Raw genomic sequence first — 13,927 nt, forward strand, 5'->3', positions numbered from 1 at the left:
ATCTCACGACCTGGAGGAGGACTTTTCCGGCCGCCCGTTTGTGACTTGCCTAGGGCCGGGGGTCGGTGTCCGGTTCGGAATCGGGGACGGACTCCACCACAGCCCGCTGCTGCCTTTTTAGGCTTCGCCGGTCCAGGATCAGCGCCAGTACGGCGCCCAGTATTGCGCCGGCGCCGGCAAAGAGCACCAGGAAAAATCCGAAGACCGAGGCGGGGTCAAAGCTCTCGCTCGCCGGCAGGCCGTAAGCAACCGCCGCTGCTGCCCCCACACCCACCAGTGCGCCCAGAATCAGGAACGGGACGTACTTGGGCGCCCGGCGGACGGTGATCTCGCGGCGCTCGGCGGGGGGTTGTTCAGAAGCCATGCCTCAAGCCTACATTTCCGCCGTTGCCCTATCAGTTACGGCTGCCAGGGCGCCGGTTTGGGGACCGTACGTGACAGGGCAACGGGGAGGGGTGTCAGCTGCCGCGGTAGGTGGAGTACGCGAAGGGGCTGAGCAGGAGCGGAACGTGGTAGTGCTCCGAGCCGGTGACTTCGAACACAAGGTCCACCTCGGGGAAGAACGTGGCAGTCTGGAGGCCGGCATAGTAGCTGCCCGTTGCGAAGTTGAGCCGGTAGTTGCCGGGTTCCAGCTGCTCCGGGCCCAGATCCTTCGCGCGGCCGTCGGCATCCGTGGTGGAGGCTGCAAGTTCCTGCCAGCTGCCGCCGTTGTTTTTGTAAAGCACGACGGCGACCCCGGCCGCCGGGCGGCCGGCGCCGGTATCGAGGACATGGGTAGTGACGTGGGAGACGCTCATTCGGTGATCAGTCCTTCAAGCCGCAGTACGGCAATCTCGCGCAGCTGCTGGGCCACAATGGAATCTTCCTCAGCGGGGGAGTTCCCCAGCCGCTGGTCCAGGGACTGCAGGATTTCGGGAGCCGTGCGCCCGGCTGCGCGGATCAAAAAGACCCTGCCGAATTTGGCCTCGTAGTCCCTGTTGCCCTGGGCCAGAGCCTCCGCCAGGGCCTTGTCCGCCGGATCCACCCCTGCCTGCTCGGAACGTGACATGGACGCCTCGGTGGTGGCCGCCGTCGGACGTTCACCGATCCGCGGGTGGTGCACCATGGCTGCTTCAACCTCGGCCGGAGTGAACGGGTGGGCAGCCTCGGAGGCGAACGCCAGGAGCGCGTCCTTGGAAGGGAAGGGCCGGGCGGCAGCCACAGTGTCCACCCAGCGCTGAACGTCGATGCAGGGTCTAAGCGTCTCCGCTGCCCGGGCGGGGTCAGCAGTGTTGAATTCGGCAAGCTTCATGCTGGCAGGTACCTCGTAACAATTGCTGGCATCCATGGTGACGGCTATGCGGATGCCGGACTTCCCGGCGCCCATCACCAGTGAACCCGGATCAGGGCTTCCGCATCATGGAACTGTTATTTCAGCATACGTAATATTGAAGATCAGGCTGCTGCCGGTGTCAAGAGACTACAACAGTGCCGGGCCCCAACCGGTATCATCACGGGGAAGCTGCAGGGCCCGGGCGGAAGATGCTGGGGGAACAAAAAGAATATGGACGGGACGGCTATGCAAACGCTGACCGATCAGGACGCCGCACGCGATCGTGGCCTTCGGGAATACGGATTGATCCCCGCCGACCCTGGTGGGTTGCCGGCGCTGGTGGACCCGAGGACGCGTGCTGCGCTGAACAACCTGGTACGCCTGGCAGCGAGTTTGTGCGGCGTGCCCTACAGCGTGGTGAACATCATTACCGCGGACCAACAGCTGCAGGTCGCCGCCGCCGGTATAGATCCCGGAATATGCTCCCGCGAGGACTCGATGTGCTCGAGCGTCTTTCTGAGTGGCGAGTCCACGGTGGTGCGTGACGCTTCCGTGGACCCGCGGTTCCGGTCCAACCCGTTCGTGACCGGGGAAATAGCGGACGTCCGCTTCTACGCCTCCGTGCCGTTGGAGACCTCTTCCGGCCTGGTGCTCGGCTCACTCTGTGTGTTTTCTGAGCAGCCGGAGCTGCCCACGCCCGAGCAGATCCGCCTGGTGGAGGTCCTGGCCGGCCAGGTCGTTGAACTTCTGGAACTCCAGCACCGTACGCTGCAGCTCAACACAGCCCTTGAAGATCTCCACCGGAGCAACGAGATGCTGGCCGAATTCGCCGGGCGGGTCAGCCATGACCTGCGAGCGCCCCTGACCACCATCCTGGGGTATGTGGAACTGGCCGAGGACGACCCCAACATACCCCAAGGACACCCTTCCGCCGAGTACCTGGAACTCATAGCCAACGGCGGGCGCCGCATGCTGGTAACTCTGGAAGACGTGCTGGACTACTCGCGCGCCGACGGCAGGTTGAACCGTAACCACGTGTCCCTGCTGGCTGTCACGGCGGAGGCAGCGCAGGACCTCGGTGTGGACCTCGACGCCGGCAGCGGAATCTCCTGCGACGACGCCAAGCTCTTCGCAGACCGCGGGCAGCTTCGCACCCTGCTGCAGAACCTCCTGGCCAACTCACTGAACTACCGCTCGCCGGAACGTCCGCTGCGGATCGAGGTCAGCGCTGCAAACGGCCCCCGGGGCGTGACGGTCCAGGTTGCTGATAACGGCAAAGGCATCCTCCCCGCCGACCGGGCCAGGGCCGTGGAGCCACTGGTCCGGCTCAACCGGCCCGGCGATGGCCCCGGGACAGGGCTGGGCCTGGCGACGTGCCACCGGATCGCCCAGGCGCACGGGGGAGAACTCACCATCAGTGACACTCCCGGGGGCGGGGCCACTGTTTCGGTGCTCATCCCGGCCGAAGCCGCTGCGGGCCCGGCCGGGACGTCGGGCCGGCTGTAAAAATCAGCCCTGCGGTGTCCTGGACAGGACCCAGACGTTGGTGCCGTCCTGCCGTTCGAAGGTAACCGTCGTGACCAAGGCCTGGATCAGCGCCAGGCCGCGGCCGGACTCGGCGTCCTCACCGACGGTTGCCGGCTCCATCGGGCCGAAGGGCGGCTTCGCGTGGTAGGCGCTCACCCGTGCCTGCAGCAGCGCGGGCCGCACCTCGATGTCCACCCCCAGCTCCACGGGTTCCTGCGCCACGGGCTCGGCATGCTGGACGATGTTCGACGCCGACTCGATGACCGCCGTCGTAAACGTCATCTGGTCCATGTCCTGCACAAAGGGGACGTCGAGCCAGAGGCTGTCGAGGTGGTTGTGGATCGACTCGATGGCGTCCTCGGACGCCGGCCCGCGGAAGCTGCGGGACGCCAGGACTTCAGTCATTGCTGAACGCCTCTTCGGCGGATCCGTAAGCGGTGAGGACTTTGTCCATGCTGGTCAGCTGCAGGACCATCTTCACCTGGGGCTGGACAGCTGCGATCCGCAGGTCCCCGCCCGCCTGCCGCGCCGCTTTGAGGCAGCCGATCAGTGCGCCCAGGCCGGACGAATCCATGAACGCCGTTTTTTCCAGGTTCACCACGATCCGGTTGGATCCGCCGGCGATTACATCCGTGACGAACTCGCGCAGCTTGGGCGCGGAGACCATGTTCAGCCGTCCGTCCGCCTTGACCTCCGCATACGAGTCCTTGACCTCATAGCTAAACTCCATCGGGTTTCCTCTCTGCTAATGCCAAATCTGGAGCCGGTTCATAACCCTTGTAGAGCACTGCACGCACCAGGATGCTCATGACCACCAGGTCGAAAATGACCCACACGACGTTCACGAGGGTGCCAAGTGGCTCGGCCAGGCCGGTAGCCAGGCGGATGATTCCGACGACGGCGGCCACGGCCAGCAGGACGGACACCACAATCTGTGGCCGGATCAGGCTCCAGCTGGGTCCGCCGTTCTGGCGGGCCTTGGGGGTGACGGCAAATCCAAGGGGGCGTCCGAACCAGACGTTCCGGGCCGCCGTCGAGCACGCCTTGATCCAGGTGGGGAACAGGGCAAGGCTGTACTGTTGGCCGCGCCAGGTGGGGATGCCGCGGCCGGCGACGGCGAACAGCAGCTGGTTGACCACCATGAACGGGATGAACCGGATGAAGAAGTCCCAGCTCAAACTCGTCACCGGCAGGACTCCGAGCAACAGGTAGATGATCGGGGCGGCGAAGTAGATAACCGCTGCGTAGCCGCTGAGGTAGGTCCACATGGTGGCGAAGTACATCAGCCGCTGCCCCAGCTTGAGGCCCTTCTGCACCAGCGGGTTCTCGCGGAGCAGCACCTGGATGGTGCCCTGCGCCCAGCGGAGGCGCTGGGTGAGCATGGTCTTGAGGTCCTCGGGAGCGAGCCCGTAGGCGAGGATTTCGTGGTGGTAGACGCTCTCCCAGCCCATCGCGTGCATGCGCATGGCGGTGGCCATGTCCTCGGTGACGGAGATCGTGGCCAGCGGCATGACCGGCTGTGCCTCATCGTTGCGTTCCACCGAGAGGGCATCCAGGACGGCCTGCACGGATTCCAGGGCGCCCAGGGGCGACCAGTCACGGGCGGACATGCGCTGCACCGCATCGTCGGCCACGACGGGGACGCCTGACTCGCCCACGTGGGCCAGTTCCATGGCGGCGATCTCCTCAAGGTCTGCCTGCAGGGCTTCGACGTCGGCCATCACCAGGGTCTGCACGGCGGCGTCCACGCGGCGGCGTACCCGGTAGGTGATCTCGCTCAGGGCTCCGCCGGCGTCGAGCTCCTGCTGCGCCTCGCGGGTTGCCGCCTCCACTTCGTCCAGCACCTGGGCCACCAGTGGTGTCATGTCTGGAGACTTCCGGGCCTGCTTGATGGCAGAGCGGGAGGCGGCCAGGGCACGTCGGATGCTCTTCTCGGTTTCCTTGACGTAACCCACCAGGCCCAGCTGCATGAGGGCTTCGCGGCGGAGGATGGCGTTGGAGCCGCAGAAGAAGGCGGCGTTCCACCCGTCCTTGCCCTGCTGGATGGGGCCATAGAAGAGGGGCGCCTGGCTGCCGAGGGGATCATCGGCCGGGACGTTGCTGAAGTACTGCGGTGTCTGGACCAGCGCCACCCGGCGGTTGTTGAAGTAGCCGAGGGTCTTTTCGAGGATGTCCGGCTCGGGGATCTGGTCAGCGTCCAGGATCAGGAGGAACTCGCCGTGGGTCTGCATCAGGGCGTTGTTGAGGTTGCCGGCCTTGGCGTGCCGGGGCAGGTTGGAGGTCCAGTCCTCGCTGCGGGTGACATAACCCAGGCCATGCTGGGCGGCGAGGGCCTCCAGCTCGGGGCGGGCGCCGTCGTCCAGGATCCACGTGCTGTGCGGGTGCCGGATCTTCTGAGCGGCCAGCGCGGTGGTCATCACCATGTCCAGGTCTTCGTTGTAGGTGGTGATGAAGACGTCCACGGTGGCATCGGCCGGCGGCGCCGGGGCGCCCTTCCGGATCTTCAGCTTCCACACCGTCATGCCGAACAGCATCACGTCGATGAGGCTGTAGGTTTCAGCGACCACCAGCGGCACGGCGATCCACCAGGCGTCCCAGTTCAGCGATGCCATCCAGCGCCAGGCGATGTAGTTGACGCCCGTGATGACGGTGAGCACCACCACCAGCCGGGTCAGGAACCGGGTCATGCGCCTGCTCCTTCGGGCAGCCGGCGGACCACAACCACGGTGACGTCGTCCTCAGCGGTCTCGGCCGGGGCCAGGGCAAGGATGGCGCTGCTGGCCGCCTGGGCCGACTCATGTCCCTGCGCAGCGCTGCGGACAGCCTCGGTGAAGTCCTCAACGGTCTCGAAGACGTCCAGCACGCCGTCGCTGGCCACCACCAATGAATCGCCCGGGGCGAGCTCCAGGCTGGACTGGGGCCATTGTGTTCCTGCCCAGGCTCCGACCGGCGGCCCGCCGGACCCGAGGCGGTGGGCGGCGCCGCCGGAGGTGACGTGCAGCGCAAGCCCATGCCCGGCGTCGACATAGCTGACCGTTCCCGAGGCCGCGTCAAGCCGCGCGTGGAACAAAGTGACAAAGGAGTTGGAGGAATCCAGGTCCGTGGCTATCGCCTTGCTGGCGGAGGCGAACGCGCCGTCGAGGTCCTGCCGGTGGCCGGTGGAGCGCATGACGGCGCGGACTGTCGCCGCGATCAGGGCGGCGCCCATACCTTTGCCCATGGCGTCGGCGAAGGTCAGGTGGAGCCCGTCCGGGGTCTGGTACCAGTCGTAGAAGTCCCCGCCCACGCTGCGGGAAGGCCGGAACATCCCGGCCACTTCATAGCCTTCGACGCGGATGTCCTCCTGCGGGAGGAGGCTTAGCTGGACTTCGGTGGCGCGTTCCAGCTCGCTCCGGGCGGCCGAATCGGCAGCTGCGGAGGGGCGGCGGCGGAAAAGGGCGTTGATCCGGGACTGCAGCTCCCGGGGGCTGAATGGCTTGCTGATGTATTCATCAGCTCCGTTGTCCAGTCCGGTCAGCTTGTCCAGTTCGTCCGCACGCGCGGTCAGCATCACAATGAAGGCGTCCGAGAATTCCCGGAGCCGCTTGCAGACTTCCAGTCCGTCGAGGTCCGGGAGGTTCAGGTCCAGGGTCACCAGGTCCGGCTGGCGGCGGCGGACTTCCTCCACACCGGGCAGACCCGCTCCGGCCTCAGTAACGTCGAAGCCCTGCTTGACCAGGACGCGGACCAGCAGGCCGCGAATGTCCGGGTCATCCTCGATGACAACGGCACGGCGGGTTTCGGAGGGAGAGACCATAGCTCTACTTCTACCGTATTAACGGCAACGGGGCATGTCGCAAGGCTTTTTGTGGTGCTGGCCGTGTTGGGAGCGGCCACCGGATCCGGGCTTCCCCGGCGGCCGCTCCCAGCGGATCTTGCGCCAATCTTGGCACCTGCTTGCCTGGACGTTGAGGAAGGCCCGGGACACTCGAAGGCAGAAGAAACAGCTTCAGGGACAACGGTCAACGAAGACCGGTCCGGAAGCTGGCCGGTGCAGGAGGGGCAGCCATGGGACACAGCAACATCAAAGACCAGACGACGGCGTATGCCGCCGCGGGCGCGGCGCCTGCCGATGGCGGGGCGACCGCGATTGGACCGGAGGCGGAAGCGGGTCCGCGTGAACTGGTGCAGGCCGGCCTGAACAAGGGCAGGGCGCTCCTGCGGGTCTACCTCCACTCGCGGAAGGTGCGTGCCGCGGCCAAGGCACTGGCGCAGGCACTCGCCGAATCGAGGGCGGCGTCGAGCTGGCCCGGGGACCGGTTGCGGGTGGGTGAGGAGATGTCCGTGCAGGTGGAAAAGCTGACGCACCGCCTTAACCTGGAGACCGAGGCGCATTGCAGGTTGGAGGCGCTTTTCAGGAGTGCGGCCCTGGGGCGTCCCGCGGCGGTTTAGGTGCCGGGAACCCTGGTTAGCGCTATGGGCTGGGCGCCCTGATTTCGGCGCGCCGCTGGAACCGGGGGGTTACGCCTGATCCCGCAGGTTCAGGCGCATCAGCACCCGCGGGAAGCCGTTGAGTACTGACTCCGTGTCCGCAGCCTTGGTGAAGCCGGCGTCCTCGAAAAGCTTGCGCGTGCCCACGTACGCCATGGTGAGGTCTACCTTTTGCCCGCGGTTATCCACCGGGTAGCCCTCGATGGCCGGTGCCCCATAGCTTCCAGCGAACGCAACGGCGCCGTTGAGCAGGTGATGCGAAATGCCTTTGCCGCGGTGCCCTGGCCGCACCCGCAAACACCACACAGACCAGACGTCCAGCCCGTCCACGTGCGGAATCTTCCGGTTCCCGGCGAAGCTGGTATCCGCGCGGGGGTGGACTGCTGCCCACCCGACTACCTCACCGCCGTCGTACGCCAGGATTCCCGGCGGGGGATCCTGGGCCACCAGCTCCTTCACCAGCTCCCCGCGCTCCGCCCCGTGCAGTGCCTGGTTCTGTTTCGATGGAATGCGGTAGCTCAGGCACCAGCAGACGTTGGCGTCCGGCCGCTTGGGCCCCACCATCGTCCTGACGTCCTCAAACTCAGTGGCCGGACGGACCTCGATCGCCATGCGGCCATCCTGTCACCGGCCTGCGCAGCGGGCAACGGTCCTGTCCCTACTCGCCCGGAATGCGCCCTATGCTCCAAGCCGAGACTTTGCGCAGGTCAACTCTGGTGGCCGCCATGCGTACGTGGACTCCCCCTGAAAGCAGCACCGGTCCAAGGAAGTGGATGTACCGGTCCTGGTCCTTCGGCTGCGGGCTTGCCCCGCCTTCTTCCGCCGGCTGGCGTTCCAGTTGGTCCGTCGCCGGCTCCAGCGACTCGAAGGCGGCGGCGACGGCCGGGCTGCCGATGCGGATCTGGTCATTCTGCCGCTGTGCCCAGGCATGCGCGGACACGACAGATCCGGAGATGACGGCGCCGTCCACAACAACGGTGAGCTCCACCGTTGCGTCGTTCCCCATCCTGGCGACAGGAGCCAACAGGAGCGCAAGACGGTGGTCGATCTCGTACCAGGATTGGGCTTCGAAGCGTTCGCGGTTGGCTGCGTATGCAGCGTCGCGCTCCGCCGCCACTGCGGAAAATACCTCTTCAGCAGGCTCGTCCGCCATGGACCCGTCCCCTTTCGTGGCTCCGTTAAGTCACCCTCCCACAAGAGCTTAGTTTCCTGGCCTGGCAAAGCGTTGGCGGGTGGAAGAAGGCCGGCAGGGAGGGGGGTGCCTACCCTGTCGGCGTCTGTCTCCCGTCACTACACTGGGACGCATGACCGAGCAGGAACCGGCCCGGGGCAGGGCGGCTGCGGCTTCCGACGGCGGGACAGGACCTGGCAGGGACGTAGCCGTTAACGCGGGGCCGGGTGAGGACGGCGGAACCCCGCACCTGGCCGACCCGGACGCCGTCGACACCTCCCTTCGCACTCCCGCGGAGAGGAACCGCACCTTCACCTGGATTTTGGTGAACACTGCCCTCGCCAACATCACTACCAGTTACCTGTGGTTCGCCCTGACGTTCTGGGTGTACCTGGGAACCCGCAACGTGATCGCCACGGGGGTGGTGGGCGGCGCATACATGCTGCTCATCGCCCTTTCGAGCATCAGCTTCGGCACTTTCGTGGACCGCTACCGCAAGTTATCCGTGATGCGGTTTGCTGCCGTGTTCACCCTGGTGATGTTCGTGCTGTCCGGAGTGATGTTCCTGCTGACACCCGCCGCCGTGCTGCTTGACCTGGCGCGGCCGTGGTTCTGGGTGTTCACCATGGTCATCCTGATCGGCGCGGTGGTGGAAAACATGCGCAACATCGCGCTCTCCACCATCGTCACCATCCTCATCGAGCCGGACCGGCGGGCCAACGCCAACGGGCTGGTGGGCATGGTGCAGGGACTGATGTTCCTTGTCACCTCGGTGCTCTCCGGGCTGTCCATTGGGCTGCTCGGAATGGGCTGGACCATCGCCGTCGCCGTGGTGCTCACGGCCCTGGCCTTCGCGCATCTCCTCATGCTGCGCATGCCCGAGGAGCTGCGCCCGGCGGCAACGGATGCCCACGGCGGATTCGATTTCCGCGGTGCCCTTGCCGCCGTCCTGGCCATCTCCGGGCTGTTCGCGCTGATCCTGTTCTCAACGTTCAACAACTTCATCGGCGGGGTCTACATGGCCCTGATGGATCCCTACGGCCTGGAAATGTTTTCGGTGGAGCTGTGGGGGATCCTTTTGGCGGTTGGTTCCAGCGGCTTCCTTTTGGGCGGAGCCTTGATCGGCAAGTTCGGCCTGGGTTCCAACCCTTTGCGCACCCTGCTGCTTGCCGTGATTGCGATGGGCGTCCTGGGCGCGGTGTTCACGCTGCGGGAGTGGGCATGGCTGTACATCGTGGGGATCTGGCTGTACCTGACCCTGGTGCCTTTCGTGGAGGCGGCCGAGCAAACGGTCATCCAGCAGGTGGTGCCGCTGGAGCGGCAGGGACGGGTGTTCGGATTCGCCATGGCGTTTGAGTCCGCGGCGGCGCCGGTCACCGCGTTCCTCATTGCGCCGATCGCCCAGTTCTGGATCATCCCGTACGCGCGCTCGGCCGACGGCGCAGCCCAGTTGGCCCCGCTGCTCGGGGAGGGCACCTCCCGCGGCATTGCCTTGGTGTTCCTGGTTGCGGGCCTCATCATGGTCGCCGCCGCGGTGCTGGCCTTCCTGACGCCGGTCTACCGCCGGGTGTCAGCGGAGTACGCGGAGGCGGCGGCTGCGGAGACGGCCAGCGCCAAGTCCTAGATACCCAGGGCTTCCCTGAGCGCTGCGACGTGGCCGTCAGCCTTTACCTGGTACTGGGCGAGCGTGACTTTGCCTTCGGGGTCCACCACCACGGTGGACCGGACGATGCCCTCGACAATTTCGCCGTCCACCAGTTTTTCGCCCCAGGCGCCGTACGCCAGAGCGACAGCGTGGTCCGGGTCGGACAGCAGCGGGAAGGTCAGGGAGAAATCGCCGGTGAAGCCGGCCAGGGCCTCGGGGGCGTCGGGGGAGATGCCGATGACCTCGTAGCCCTTGCCCTGCAGGGAGGCCAGGCTGTCGCGGAAGTCGCAGGCCTCGGTGGTGCAGCCGGGGGTGGCGGCCTTGGGGTAGAAGTACACTATGACGTTCTTGCCGCGGTAGTCGGCCAAGGCAGTCTCACGGCCCTGGGCGTCCTGAAGGGTGAATTCAGGGGCCTGGGATCCGGGCTGAAGCTTGGTGGTCAGGGTCTGGCTCATGGCGTTCCTTAGGAAGACTTTGTCATTACTGGCAAAACATCAAGTGAAGCGGCTTCCCGCTCAGTCATACAACTCCGGCGTCATATGCAGTATTCCGCCGGCCCGCGGACAGTTGCCAGCTGGCCGGGCACAAACCGGTAACCGCCGCCGCGGACGGTGGCCACAGCGTGCCGGGCGTTCCCGAGTTTCCGCCGGATCCGCCCTACGTAAACGTCGATGGACCGCGCGGAGGCGCCCGGGGTTTCAAACGAATCCAGGAAGTCCTGGAGTTCCTCCCGTGCCACCGTGCGGGACAGGTGGGTCACCAGGTACCGCAGCACCTTGAACTCCACGCCCGTAAGCGGGACGGGGCGGCCGTCCAGCAGCACGTTGTCGGCGGCCAGGTCAACGGCAACCCGGCTGACGGGGCCGGCCGACGGCGGCAGGCGGGTGCCGCCGTCGGCCTCATCTGGTGCCCCGGAAAGGGCCTCCGCTGCGGGAGGAGGTTGAGAGGAGTCGTCTGCGGCTCCTCCCGCGTCAGCGGAGAACCCGGTGGGAGCTCCGGCGGCAGGCCAGTGGACTTCCGCCTCCGGAGCAGTTTCGAGGGCCCGGGCAAGGACCAGTTCGGCTGCCCGGGCCAGGAGTTCGGGGCTGGTGCCGTCCCCGGGAACCACCCATACGGCAAGGCCACGGGCAATCACCGGACGGGGGCAGGACGCAGAAGGTGAGGCAGCAGTCCTTGGTACGGCCGCTCCCGTGGCAGCCAGCCGCGGGCGTGCCACCGTCCTCGGACGTACAGCTTCCACTGCCATGGCGCGTCCTTAGACTCCGCCGCGGCGGATCAGCTTGCCCGTGGGGACTTGACCGTCCACGACCTTGCCGCGCAGGAAGGTCTTGCGGACCACGCCGGAGAGCGCTTTGCCGTCATACGGGGTGATGGGGTTCTTGTGCTTGAGCTTCGACACGTCCACCACGAAGGCCTCGTCCGGGGCGAAGACGGCGAAGTCGGCGTCGTAGCCCAGCGCCAGTTGGCCCTTGTTGGAGAGCCGTGCCAGCGCTGCCGGCTTCTCACCCATCCAGGACACCACCTGCTCCAGCGGAATGCCCCGGTGCCGGGCTTCGGTCCAGATCAGGGACAGGCCCAGCTGCAGCGATGAGACACCGCCCCACGCCACGGCGAAGTCACCGTTCTCCAGGTCCTTCAAATCCAGTGTTGAGGGGGAATGGTCCGAGACGATGCAGTCGATGGTGCCGTCCTGGAGCCCCTGCCACAGCAACTCCCGGTTGGAGGCTTCGCGGATGGGCGGGCAGCACTTGTAGGCGGTGGCGCCGTCCGGGATCTCCTCCGCCATCAGCGTCAGGTAGTGCGGGCACGTTTCCACCGTGAGCTTCACGCCGTCGCGCTTTGCCGAGGCGATCATGGGCAGCGCGTCCGACGACGAGAGGTGCAGGATGTGCGCGCGCGCACCGGTCCAGCGGGCCCGCTCGATGACCTCGGCGATGGCCTTGTTCTCGGCGCCGCGTGGGCGGGAGGCCAGGAACGTCTGGTAGTGGTCGCCGCCGGGGTGGGGTGCGCGGTCAATGGCGTGCGAATCCTCGGCGTGGACGATCATGAGGGAGTCGAAGGACTTCAGCTCGGCCATGTCCTCCTCCATCTCGTCCGCGTCCAGGTGCGGGAACTCGTCCACGCCCGAGTGCAGGAGGAAACACTTGAAGCCGAACACACCTTCATCGTGCAGGGCGCGCAGGTCCCCCTTGTTGCCGGGGATCGCACCGCCCCAGAATCCGACGTCGACGAAAGCCTGGTCCTCCGCCACCTCGCGCTTGAGCTTCAGGTTTTCCACCGTGGTGGTGGGCGGAACGGAATTCAGCGGCATGTCGATGATGGTGGTGACACCGCCGGCGGCGGCGGCCCGGGTGGCCGAGGCGAAGCCCTCCCACTCGGTCCGGCCGGGCTCGTTGACATGGACGTGGGTGTCCACCAGGCCCGGGATCAGGGTTTCATCATCAGCCAGTTCAATAACCTCGGTCCCGGCCAGGCCGTTGCCGAGCGGCTCGAGGGCAACAATCTTGCCGCCGCGGACACCCACTTCGCGGGGTGCCAGGCCGGCGGTGGTGAGGATGCGCTGGCCGCGGATGACCAGGTCAAAACGTTCTTCAGACATGGAGGTCCTCCTTGGTACTGGCGGAACCGGACAGCCCACTGGCTGCCAGCCGTCCGCTGATCTGGGTGCCCAGCTGCTCCAGAAGCTGCGCTGCCTCTGCTATGCACCTGTTTACATTGCTTTCGAGTTCGGTCAAAGCGTAGACCTCCTCGAATCCGGCGGCACGTGCCTGGCCCGGTTCAAGGGTGGTCCGTCCGCACACGGCGATCACCGGAACGCCCTGCCCGGCGGCTGCCCGGGCAACACCCATGGGCGTTTTGCCCAGCAGGCTTTGATCGTCCAGGCTGCCTTCGCCCGTTATCACCAGGTCGGCGCCGGCCAGCCGGTCCGCGAACCCGGTGAATTCGAGGACGACGTCGATGCCCGGGCGCCGTGTTGCCGCCAGGGCGGCGATGGCCGCGTAGCCAACGCCGCCGGCTGCACCGGCTCCCGGGGCTTCCGCTGCCTTGATGGCGCGGTGACCGATTTCCCTGGCCAGGACTTCGACAAACCTGGCCAGGGCGGCGTCGAGCAAGCCGACGTCCTGTTGTGCGGCGCCCTTCTGCGGGCCGAAAATCGCCGCGGCGCCCTGGGGGCCCAGCAGGGGATTGTCGACGTCGGACGCCAGCACAAAGCGTGTGTCCTTCAGCCTGGCGTCAAACCCGCTGAAGTCGATCCGGTCCAGGCGGGCCAGCGCGGCACCGCCTCCCGGAAGTTCGTTGCCCTCTGCATCAAGGAAGGTGGCGCCGAGTCCCTGCAGGACGCCGGCCCCGCCGTCGGTGTTGGCGCTGCCGCCGACCCCGAGGATGATGCGGTTGCAGCCGGCGTCCAGTGCGGCGCGGATCAGTTGGCCGGTTCCCAGACTGGTGGCGGTACGTGCAGCCGCAGGGCCTGGCCGTCCCTCAACAAGTGCTCCGGCGGCGAGCAGGGCCAGGCCCGAGGCGGCCGCCATTTCAATGACGGCCTCATTGCCCCGGACAGCGAAGTGGGCCGTGACGGGCTCTCCTGACGGTCCGGCCACCAAGGCGCTGCGGCGGGTAAACCCGGAGCCGGCGGCGGCGTCCAGTGTGCCCTCGCCGCCGTCAGCCACTGGAATCCGGACCACGTCCAGGTTGCCTCCCGCTCCGCGCTGCAGTCCCTTTTCCAGGTGACTGCAAACTTCAGGTGCGGACAGGGAACCCTTGAACTTATCCGGGGCAATGATGATGCGCATCGGTCTTTCCT

The 13,927-nt window shown here is 66.5% G+C and carries 16 protein-coding genes; 3 read left to right on the top strand and 13 right to left on the bottom strand.

All coding sequences use genetic code 11. From position 1 onward, the window contains the following. Positions 1 to 49: 49 nt before the first annotated feature. The 3 genes from AC5RTE_RS14445 to uraD form a co-directional block, all read right to left on the bottom strand. The gene (locus tag AC5RTE_RS14445) at positions 50 to 364 is read right to left on the bottom strand and encodes a hypothetical protein (protein WP_494042069.1); all 315 of its coding nucleotides are present in this window, start codon (positions 362 to 364) and stop codon (positions 50 to 52) included. 94 nt (positions 365 to 458) lie between these two features. Next, a complete protein-coding gene (gene uraH / locus AC5RTE_RS14450; protein ID WP_494042070.1) occupies positions 459 to 797 on the bottom strand; it encodes a hydroxyisourate hydrolase in 339 nt (112 codons plus the stop codon). Beyond that, entirely contained in the window at positions 794 to 1,291 is a 498-nt protein-coding gene (gene uraD / locus AC5RTE_RS14455; RefSeq protein ID WP_494042174.1) for a 2-oxo-4-hydroxy-4-carboxy-5-ureidoimidazoline decarboxylase, read from the bottom strand. Before uraD ends, uraH begins: the two co-directional genes overlap by 4 nt. 252 nt (positions 1,292 to 1,543) lie before the next feature. Between uraD and AC5RTE_RS14460 the strand changes: the two genes are divergently transcribed. Continuing rightward, positions 1,544 to 2,818: a GAF domain-containing sensor histidine kinase gene (locus AC5RTE_RS14460; protein ID WP_494042071.1), complete on the top strand. Its 1,275-nt coding sequence runs from the start codon at positions 1,544 to 1,546 to the stop codon at positions 2,816 to 2,818. 3 nt (positions 2,819 to 2,821) lie between these two features. Here the strand turns inward: AC5RTE_RS14460 and AC5RTE_RS14465 are convergent, their stop codons facing one another. The 4 genes from AC5RTE_RS14465 to AC5RTE_RS14480 are packed head-to-tail and all read right to left on the bottom strand — an operon-like array spanning position 2,822 to position 6,635. Next, positions 2,822 to 3,244, bottom strand: a complete 423-nt coding sequence (locus AC5RTE_RS14465) for an ATP-binding protein (protein WP_494042072.1) — start codon at positions 3,242 to 3,244, stop codon at positions 2,822 to 2,824. Next, positions 3,237 to 3,569, bottom strand: a complete 333-nt coding sequence (locus tag AC5RTE_RS14470) for an STAS domain-containing protein (protein WP_494042073.1) — start codon at positions 3,567 to 3,569, stop codon at positions 3,237 to 3,239. Before AC5RTE_RS14470 ends, AC5RTE_RS14465 begins: the two co-directional genes overlap by 8 nt. Next, positions 3,559 to 5,526 carry a glycosyltransferase family 2 protein gene (locus AC5RTE_RS14475; RefSeq protein WP_494042074.1) on the bottom strand — a complete coding sequence of 656 codons (1,968 nt, stop codon included), beginning with the start codon at positions 5,524 to 5,526 and terminating at the stop codon, positions 3,559 to 3,561. The genes AC5RTE_RS14470 and AC5RTE_RS14475 overlap by 11 nt, the downstream gene beginning before the upstream one ends. Continuing rightward, positions 5,523 to 6,635, bottom strand: a complete 1,113-nt coding sequence (locus AC5RTE_RS14480; protein ID WP_494042075.1) for a PP2C family protein-serine/threonine phosphatase — start codon at positions 6,633 to 6,635, stop codon at positions 5,523 to 5,525. Before AC5RTE_RS14480 ends, AC5RTE_RS14475 begins: the two co-directional genes overlap by 4 nt. 251 nt (positions 6,636 to 6,886) lie before the next feature. Here AC5RTE_RS14480 and AC5RTE_RS14485 point away from each other — a divergent pair, with 251 nt between their 5' ends. After that, on the top strand, positions 6,887 to 7,270 hold the full coding sequence (locus AC5RTE_RS14485) for a hypothetical protein (RefSeq protein ID WP_494042076.1): 384 nt from the start codon (positions 6,887 to 6,889) through the stop codon (positions 7,268 to 7,270). Between the two features lie 69 nt (positions 7,271 to 7,339). Here the strand turns inward: AC5RTE_RS14485 and AC5RTE_RS14490 are convergent, their stop codons facing one another. Together AC5RTE_RS14490 and AC5RTE_RS14495 are read right to left on the bottom strand one after the other, a co-directional pair. After that, entirely contained in the window at positions 7,340 to 7,921 is a 582-nt protein-coding gene (locus tag AC5RTE_RS14490; RefSeq protein WP_494042077.1) for a GNAT family N-acetyltransferase, read from the bottom strand. Positions 7,922 to 7,967: 46 nt separating this feature from the next. Then, entirely contained in the window at positions 7,968 to 8,462 is a 495-nt protein-coding gene (locus AC5RTE_RS14495; protein WP_494042078.1) for a GvpU-like protein, read from the bottom strand. Between the two features lie 151 nt (positions 8,463 to 8,613). On the opposite strand from AC5RTE_RS14495, the gene AC5RTE_RS14500 reads away from it, so the two are divergent. Then, positions 8,614 to 10,104, top strand: a complete 1,491-nt coding sequence (locus AC5RTE_RS14500) for an MFS transporter (protein WP_494042079.1) — start codon at positions 8,614 to 8,616, stop codon at positions 10,102 to 10,104. Here AC5RTE_RS14500 and bcp read toward each other — a convergent pair. From bcp to AC5RTE_RS14520, 4 genes are all read right to left on the bottom strand, one after another. Next, on the bottom strand, positions 10,101 to 10,580 hold the full coding sequence (bcp, locus tag AC5RTE_RS14505; protein ID WP_494042080.1) for a thioredoxin-dependent thiol peroxidase: 480 nt from the start codon (positions 10,578 to 10,580) through the stop codon (positions 10,101 to 10,103). The genes AC5RTE_RS14500 and bcp overlap by 4 nt on opposite strands. An 80-nt stretch (positions 10,581 to 10,660) precedes the next feature. After that, the gene (locus AC5RTE_RS14510; RefSeq protein ID WP_494042081.1) at positions 10,661 to 11,371 is read right to left on the bottom strand and encodes a winged helix-turn-helix domain-containing protein; all 711 of its coding nucleotides are present in this window, start codon (positions 11,369 to 11,371) and stop codon (positions 10,661 to 10,663) included. A gap of 9 nt (positions 11,372 to 11,380) precedes the next feature. Then, a complete protein-coding gene (gene allB, locus AC5RTE_RS14515) occupies positions 11,381 to 12,724 on the bottom strand; it encodes an allantoinase AllB (protein WP_494042082.1) in 1,344 nt (447 codons plus the stop codon). After that, positions 12,717 to 13,916 (bottom strand): glycerate kinase, encoded by a 1,200-nt coding sequence (locus AC5RTE_RS14520; RefSeq protein WP_494042083.1) that lies wholly within the window; start codon positions 13,914 to 13,916, stop codon positions 12,717 to 12,719. Before AC5RTE_RS14520 ends, allB begins: the two co-directional genes overlap by 8 nt. Positions 13,917 to 13,927 lie beyond the last annotated feature (11 nt).

Source organism: Arthrobacter sp. K41 (assembly GCF_059089645.1).

Bases quoted from the DNA above. Each gene is read 5' to 3' on its own strand.
- AC5RTE_RS14480 (WP_494042075.1), bottom strand. From the start codon at position 6,635: ATGGTCTCTCCCTCCGAAACCCGCCGTGCCGTTGTCATCGAGGATGAC.
- uraH (WP_494042070.1), bottom strand. From the start codon at position 797: ATGAGCGTCTCCCACGTCACTACCCATGTCCTCGATACCGGCGCCGGC.
- allB (WP_494042082.1), bottom strand. From the start codon at position 12,724: ATGTCTGAAGAACGTTTTGACCTGGTCATCCGCGGCCAGCGCATCCTC.
- AC5RTE_RS14460 (WP_494042071.1), top strand. From the start codon at position 1,544: ATGGACGGGACGGCTATGCAAACGCTGACCGATCAGGACGCCGCACGC.
- AC5RTE_RS14475 (WP_494042074.1), bottom strand. From the start codon at position 5,526: ATGACCCGGTTCCTGACCCGGCTGGTGGTGGTGCTCACCGTCATCACG.
- AC5RTE_RS14510 (WP_494042081.1), bottom strand. From the start codon at position 11,371: ATGGCAGTGGAAGCTGTACGTCCGAGGACGGTGGCACGCCCGCGGCTG.
- AC5RTE_RS14470 (WP_494042073.1), bottom strand. From the start codon at position 3,569: ATGGAGTTTAGCTATGAGGTCAAGGACTCGTATGCGGAGGTCAAGGCG.
- AC5RTE_RS14520 (WP_494042083.1), bottom strand. From the start codon at position 13,916: ATGCGCATCATCATTGCCCCGGATAAGTTCAAGGGTTCCCTGTCCGCA.
- AC5RTE_RS14445 (WP_494042069.1), bottom strand. From the start codon at position 364: ATGGCTTCTGAACAACCCCCCGCCGAGCGCCGCGAGATCACCGTCCGC.
- uraD (WP_494042174.1), bottom strand. From the start codon at position 1,291: ATGAAGCTTGCCGAATTCAACACTGCTGACCCCGCCCGGGCAGCGGAG.
- AC5RTE_RS14465 (WP_494042072.1), bottom strand. From the start codon at position 3,244: ATGACTGAAGTCCTGGCGTCCCGCAGCTTCCGCGGGCCGGCGTCCGAG.
- AC5RTE_RS14485 (WP_494042076.1), top strand. From the start codon at position 6,887: ATGGGACACAGCAACATCAAAGACCAGACGACGGCGTATGCCGCCGCG.
- bcp (WP_494042080.1), bottom strand. From the start codon at position 10,580: ATGAGCCAGACCCTGACCACCAAGCTTCAGCCCGGATCCCAGGCCCCT.
- AC5RTE_RS14490 (WP_494042077.1), bottom strand. From the start codon at position 7,921: ATGGCGATCGAGGTCCGTCCGGCCACTGAGTTTGAGGACGTCAGGACG.
- AC5RTE_RS14495 (WP_494042078.1), bottom strand. From the start codon at position 8,462: ATGGCGGACGAGCCTGCTGAAGAGGTATTTTCCGCAGTGGCGGCGGAG.
- AC5RTE_RS14500 (WP_494042079.1), top strand. From the start codon at position 8,614: ATGACCGAGCAGGAACCGGCCCGGGGCAGGGCGGCTGCGGCTTCCGAC.